We start from the raw sequence: 6,414 nt of genomic DNA on the forward strand, positions 1-6,414 counted from the left end.
TCCACTGGCAGCGGGAAGACCACGGTGGAGGAGCGTTCGCCGGCGATGTCGTGCAGGGCTTCGAAATAGCGCAGCTGCATGGCCTGTGGCTCGGCCGCCAGCATGCGGCCGGCTTCGACCAGTTTCGCCGCAGCCTGCTGCTCGCCGTCGGCGTTGATCACCTTGGCGCGGCGCAGGCGTTCGGCCTCGGCCTGCTTGGCGATGGCGCGGATCATGCTCTCGTTGAGATCGACATGCTTGATCTCGACATTGGAGACCTTGATGCCCCAGGCGTCGGTGCGCTGGTCGAGGATCTCCTGGATGTCGTTGTTGAGCTTGTCGCGCTCGGCCAGCATCTCGTCCAGCTCGTGCTTGCCGAGCACCGAGCGCAGCGTGGTCTGCGCCAACTGGTTGGTGGCGGCCATGAAGTCCTCGACCTGGATGATCGCCCGCTCGGCATCGACGATGCGGAAATAGAGCACTGCGTTGACCTTTACCGAGACGTTGTCGCGCGAGATCACGTCCTGTGGCGGCACGTCCTGCACCACGACGCGCAGGTCCACCCGCACCATCTGCTGGATGAAGGGGACAAGGATGATGAGGCCGGGACCCTTGACCGCGGTGAAGCGGCCGAGCGTGAAGACCACGCCGCGCTCATATTCCCTGAGGATGCGGATGGCCGCCGAAAGGAACATGATCAAGGCCACCGCAACGACCAGATAGGCGACGTAACCGACCATCATCTTATTGCTCCGTTGTTGTTGCCATCGCGGCGCCTGACCGTCAGCACGAGGTCGCTGACATCGGTCACCTCGACGCTGTCGCCAGGCGCGACAGGTTCGTCGGCCCTCGCCCGCCAGCGCTCGCCCTGGGCCAGCACGTGGCCCTCGCCGCCCTGCCAGTCGAGCATCTTGACGGGGAGGCCGCGCATGACCTCGCCGCCGACGCGCGGCGGGTTTTTGCGCGCCGCCCAGACATAGGTTCCGGTGAGAAGCGCCAGCCCCAGCGTCAGCGCCGCGGCGGGGCCGATGACCGCCCATGACATGGCGAAGCCCGGACCCTCGACCTTGAGCAGCATGGCCGCGCCGAGCAGGAAGGCGGCGACGCCGCCCAGGCCCAGCACCACGGTGGGATTGAAGGCCTCGATGACGAGGAAGGCAATGCCGAGCAGCATCAGCGCCAGGCCGGCATAGTTGATCGGCAGGAGGTTGAGCGCATAGAGGCCGAGCAACAGGCAGATCGCGCCGATGACGCCGGGCGCCACGGCGCCCGGGCTGGTGAACTCGAAGATGATGCCGTAGACGCCGACCAGCATCAGGATGACGGCGGTGTTGGGGTCGGTGATGACGGAAAGCAGCCGGATGAACCAGCCGGGCTCCAGCGTCTCGACCGGCAGCCCCTTGGTCGCCAGTACCTTTTTCTGCCCGGCCACGTCGACGGTGCGCCCCTCGGCCAATTGCAAAAGCTCGGTCGTGTCGCGGGCGACGAAGTCGATGACATGCTCCTGCAATGCGGCGTTGGCCGACAGGCTCGCCGCCTCGCGCACCGCCTTTTCGCCCCAGTCGCCATTGCGCCCGCGCAATTCGGCGAGCGAGCGGATGAGCGCCACCGCGTCATTGGTGACCTTGGCCATCATCGCGTCGCCCGCCGCCCGCCCGGTGGCGTCCTTCTGGTCTTTGTCCTTCTCGCCGCCGGGAAGCGACGGCAGCCCGCCCATCTCGACCGGCGTCGCCGCGCCCAGATTGGTGCCCGGCGCCATCGCCGCGACATGGGTGGCGTAGAGGATGTAGGTGCCGGCGCTGGCTGCATGGCCGCCGGCCGGGGCGACATAGCCGATGACGGGCACCGGCGAGGCCAGGATGTCGGCGATCATCTCGCGCATCGAGGTGACCAGGCCGCCAGGCGTGTCGAGCTGAAGGATGAGGACCGCGGCATTGCGTTTGGCGGCGGTGTCGAGCGCCTCCTCGAGCTGCCTTGTGCTCGCCGGCCCGATGGCGCCGTCAATGGCGACGCTCAGCGCGACCTTGCCGGTCCCGTCGGAAGAGAAGGGAGAAACGACGGCCGCGGCCATGAGAGCAGCGGCAAGAAGGGCCACCCGCGCGAAGGTCACGCTCAAAGCTCCATGGAGAAGATATGGGTTGCATTTTGGTGAAGTCCAATGCGGGTGGTGAGGCGAAAGCGGCGCAACCGCCGATCTATCCCCTTGCGGGCGAGATTACGCGCTCGACCGCTTGCGCCAATCTCCAGCGCCGCGCCTGCGCTCGAGGGATCATGCCACGGCGTCATTTGTCCTGTATGGTCGCCAGATGGTCTCGACGGCCTTGGGGGGAAATCAATGCGAAGAATATTGGCGGCATTCATCGTCTTGGGAGCGCTGGCGGCCACCCAGCCGGCCCCCGCCGCATCCTGCAGCTGGAGCGCGAAGATGGAGGAGGACGAGGGCGGCAGCGTGCTGACGGCGTCGGTTTGCGGCGGGCCGAAGGGTGGCGCGCATCTGATGCTGACCTGTTTCGGCAAGCCGACGCTGAGCTACGACCTCGGCGAGGCCGGGCCGGAGCTGGAGCCGGGCATCAAGGCTTCGTTCGCGTTCAGGGCCGGCGGCAAGACGGTGACGAAGACGCTGGTGCTCGAGGCAATGTACAATTACTTCACGACGCAGTTCGGCAGCACCGACCCGCTGCTTGGCCTGCTGCGCGGCAAGGGCGAGGTCACCGTCACGTCCGACAAATATGGCGAGAACAGTTTTTCGCTTGCCGACTCGAGCGCGGCGATCGGCAAGGTGCTGGCTGAATGCGGCAAGGCTTCCTCCGACTCGGACTGACGCCGGCGGGAAGGAGGCAGCAGCGCCTCAGCGCAGCCTGTCTCGCGCCTCCATCAGCGCAAAGCCGAGCAGGTTGTCGCCGCGCCAGGTGAGCGGGTTCGCCGCGCGCTCGTCACCCGCGGCGAGGCCAATGCCCCAGATGCGATCGACGGGGCTTGCCTCGACCAGCACGGCATCCTTCGTCGCCAGCAGGAATTCGCCAAGCGGCCCGTTCTGCCGGAATTTCTGGAAGCTGCCTTCCGAAACGAGGCGGAACTTCTCGGCATCCCAACTCGCTCCGTCGAAGCCGCGCACCTCGCGCCCCACCTGCTTGGCCTGCTTCGGGCTCGCGGCGGCGAGCACGCGGCGCACGGCCTCGTCGTCGCCGAACAGCCGCGCCTTGCCGGCCATCATCCAGTGTTCCGCCGTCGCATAGGTCAGCCGGTCGACCGTGAAGGGCGCGGGCCACCACTGGCTGAGACAGGACGTGGTGATGCTTCCGTCCTTCGACGGCTGATGGCCCCAGAAGAACAAGAAGCTGGGCCGGGATTTCGCGCGGACGGCTGCCTCGAGCCAGGAACGATCATAGGTCATGACGGGGATGGAGCGGAGCGGACGGTGAATTGTCAATGGCGGCTGGCGCCTCGCCGCTTTCACCAGCGCGCTCCCCCTGCCGCGCGGCCTGCGGGTTTCGCCGCAATTTCCCTGAAGTTTCGGCGGCGCGTCACGATCTCCGGCGGGGCGGCGACTATCCTCCGCCTTGCTGTCACAGAGGACAGTTCGGAGATCAACGCCATGACCACGATCGTTTCCTTCACCGGCGCCACTGCTCACAACCGGCGCCAGGCGTCCCCTTTCCGGCACTCCCGGTTTGCCACCGCTGCCGTATCGGCACTGTTGTGGCTGCCGCGCTTCTGGAAGGCGCGTAGCGAGCTGGCCGCGCTCGCCGCCATGAGCGAATGCGAGCGCCGCGACATCGGCCTCACCGCCTTCGACGTCGAGAACGCGCTGACGCTGCCGGTCGACCGTGACCCGACCGAGGTGCTTGCGAAGGTCGTGGACGACCGCCGCCATCGCCGTGAATTCTGAGCGCGATACTCCGGGGCCGGCCGCCGGCGTTCCAGTCAGTCCGGCAGGCCGGCCTCGCGCAGGCCGGCGGCGATGCGTTCAGTCGTGCCCGCGTCGAAGGGCGAGGCGTCGCCGACCCTGGCAACGGTGAGGCCCGGGTAGGTTTCCATCAGCCTGCGGCAAGCGTGCCGTGCCTCGTCCTTGCGACCGGCATGAACCAGCGCCGTGACCAGCAGGCGCAGTCCCCACCAGGTGCCCGGCTGCTGGCTAAGGCCGCGCTGCGTCAGCGCCACCGCCTGATCGTAGCGCGCGGCGACGAAATGCGCGGCGCCGATGCCGATCTCGGCCATGTAGCCCATCGGATCGCGCGGGCTCAGCCGTTCGAAATGCTCGAACTTCTCGATCGCCGCCTCGGGCCGCTCGCGATAGACGTCCAGCCAGGCGCTGCGCAGCCAGGCCCAGGCGGAATTCGGATCGAGCGCGCGCGCCCGCGCCAGATGCATGTCGGCGACATCGTAGTCGCGGGCAAAGGAATGCGCCGCGCCGAGCACCGCAAGCACCATAGGGTCGTCGCCGGAGAGCGCCGCCCCCTTCTGCGCCAGGCGCAGGCCCTCCTCCCGTGAAGCGGCCGGCGTTTCGGTCCAGCGGTAGCCGGCGCGCTGCAGATGGCACCAGGCGAGCAGCGAAAGCGCCAGCGGATAATCCGGCTCGATCGCGATCGCGCGATCAAGCAGCGTGCCGGCTTCCTCGTTCTGCGCCCGCTCGAGCGACCAGGTGAGCGGAAAGGCGCGCAGCACGTAGTCGTAGGCGGCGAGGCTTTCCGGCCGCTTGCGCCGTGAACGCTCGATTTCGGCCGACAGGATCGACGGCTGGATGGCGCCGACGACACTCTCCGCAAGCCGGTCCTGCAGGTCGAACACGTCGGCCATGGTGCCGTCGTAACGGTCGGCCCAGATCGTCTTGCCGGAAGCGGAGTCGATGAGCTGTCCGGTGAGGCGGATGTGGTCGGCGGCCTTGCGGACGCTGCCGGTCAGTACGTAGCGCACGCCGAGTTCGGCTCCGGCCCGTTTCACGCCGTCGGCCTGTCCTTTGTAGGCGAAGCTCGAATTGCGGGCGATGACGAACAGCCAGCGCATGCGCGACAGCGCCGTGGTGATCTCGTCGACCATGCCGTCGGCGAAATAGTCCTGCGCCGGGTCGCCGCTGAGGTTCTCGAAGGGCAGCACCGCGATCGACGGCTTGTCGTCGGCCGTCCCCTCCCCGGCCGCGGTGGCAACCCGATCCTCGAGGCGGCGCACGCGCTCCTCGTCGATCACATAGCCGCGCCGCAGCACGGTGCGGATCAGGCCATCGGCCTCGGCGCCGAGCGCCTTGCGGATGTCCTTCATGCATTGGGTGAGCGAATCGTCGGAAACGGCGATGTTCGGCCAGACCGCATTGACCAGCTCGTCCTTGCCGATGACGCGGCCGGCATTCTCCAGCAGGTAGACGAGCAGCGAGAGCGACTTGGCGCGCAGGTCGACGTCGTGCCCGCCCCTCTGCAGCCTGCCCCTGTGCAGATCGAGCCTGTGGCCGGAGAATTCGAACGTCGTCATGTCGCCCCTCGAGGAGACGTCAACCAATTCGATCCGCGCGATGGCTAGGAGTCTGTCACGGCCCTCGCATGCTCGAAGACATCACGCCCGCCCGAAGACATCAAGGCTTTCGCCCGCTGAAGATGGCGTGGCCGGCGAACAGCCAGGCGCAGTCGACTTCGATGAAGCCCGCCTTCGCAAGCCAGGAAAGCTGCTCGGCGAGCGAGGAGGGCTTGTCAATCGGCTCGCCGTCCGGGTTGCGGAAATAGTTCCAGCCCAGGCGGTTGAACTCGGCGAAGGCGGCGAGATCGCCGTCGATCGCCAGCGCCCGGGCGCGCACCGCCTCGTCCCATTGCCGCGCGGCGATGTCGAGCCCGCCTGCGCTCGGCGGGCGCACGATGTCGGCCACCACCAGCACGCCGCCGGGCTTGAGCGCCGCCGCCAGATCGGCAAACAGGTCCTGCTTCTGCCGGCCGTCGAGATGATGGATGGCGAGCGAGGAGACGACCGCATGCGGCGGCTCGGCAAAGCGCCGCCAGCCGCTCTGCGCCAGCTCGAACGCGGCAGTGGTCAGGCGCCCGGCATGGTCGCGGCAGGTGGCCTGCGTCTGCTCCAGCATTTGCGCCGAGCCGTCGAGCGCCAGGACATGGCAGTCGGCAAAGCGCTCCAGCAGCGCGCGGCTGAGCAGCCCCTCGCCGGAGCACAGCTCGACCAGCAGGCCACCCGGCGCGGGTTGCGGAATGAGGTCGGCGATGATCCCGACCTGGCGCTCGCGTTCCGGCACGAAATAACGCCCGTTGTGCAGAAAGCCGCGAGAATGGTTCTCGTCCCAATGTGCCGTGCCTTGCGCCTGCGCCATGATCGCATCCATCCCTTTTTCGCCCAGCGTGAACCGGACCCGACCGGTTGTCGTGAGGCGCGGCTGAAATTCGGCTGAGATTGGCGTGACGAAGGCGCCCGAAGCGCAGCGGCGGCGATACGCAATACCCAAGG

General features: G+C 67.6%; 7 protein-coding genes. 2 read left to right on the forward strand and 5 right to left on the reverse strand.

Features of this window, described 5'->3' with window-relative positions:
• Window positions 1-722, reverse strand: a 722-nt coding sequence (locus EN781_RS22335; RefSeq protein WP_145965580.1) for a slipin family protein, incomplete at its 3' end; no start/stop codon positions are given.
• Window positions 719-2,089 carry a nodulation protein NfeD gene (locus EN781_RS22340; RefSeq protein WP_127400339.1) on the reverse strand — a complete coding sequence of 457 codons (1,371 nt, stop codon included), beginning with the start codon at window positions 2,087-2,089 and terminating at the stop codon, window positions 719-721. The genes EN781_RS22340 and EN781_RS22335, both read right to left, overlap by 4 nt.
• A gap of 237 nt (window positions 2,090-2,326) precedes the next feature.
• On the opposite strand from EN781_RS22340, the gene EN781_RS22345 reads away from it, so the two are divergent.
• Window positions 2,327-2,800 (forward strand): hypothetical protein, encoded by a 474-nt coding sequence (locus tag EN781_RS22345; RefSeq protein ID WP_245492635.1) that lies wholly within the window; start codon window positions 2,327-2,329, stop codon window positions 2,798-2,800.
• Window positions 2,801-2,827: 27 nt separating this feature from the next.
• On the opposite strand, the gene EN781_RS22350 is transcribed toward EN781_RS22345, so the two are convergent.
• Window positions 2,828-3,373, reverse strand: a complete 546-nt coding sequence (locus EN781_RS22350) for an NADAR family protein (protein ID WP_126055339.1) — start codon at window positions 3,371-3,373, stop codon at window positions 2,828-2,830.
• Between the two features lie 201 nt (window positions 3,374-3,574).
• On the opposite strand from EN781_RS22350, the gene EN781_RS22355 reads away from it, so the two are divergent.
• Entirely contained in the window at window positions 3,575-3,868 is a 294-nt protein-coding gene (locus EN781_RS22355) for a hypothetical protein (RefSeq protein WP_126055340.1), read from the forward strand.
• A gap of 35 nt (window positions 3,869-3,903) precedes the next feature.
• On the opposite strand, the gene EN781_RS22360 is transcribed toward EN781_RS22355, so the two are convergent.
• Window positions 3,904-5,442: a winged helix-turn-helix domain-containing protein gene (locus tag EN781_RS22360; protein ID WP_126055341.1), complete on the reverse strand. Its 1,539-nt coding sequence runs from the start codon at window positions 5,440-5,442 to the stop codon at window positions 3,904-3,906.
• Window positions 5,443-5,542: 100 nt separating this feature from the next.
• The coding region (locus EN781_RS22365) for a class I SAM-dependent methyltransferase (RefSeq protein ID WP_210213490.1) at window positions 5,543-6,414 on the reverse strand (872 nt) is incomplete at its 5' end.

Origin of the sequence: Mesorhizobium sp. M4A.F.Ca.ET.090.04.2.1, assembly GCF_003999085.1 — a bacterium.
In the GTDB taxonomy this organism is placed as follows: domain Bacteria; phylum Pseudomonadota; class Alphaproteobacteria; order Rhizobiales; family Rhizobiaceae; genus Mesorhizobium.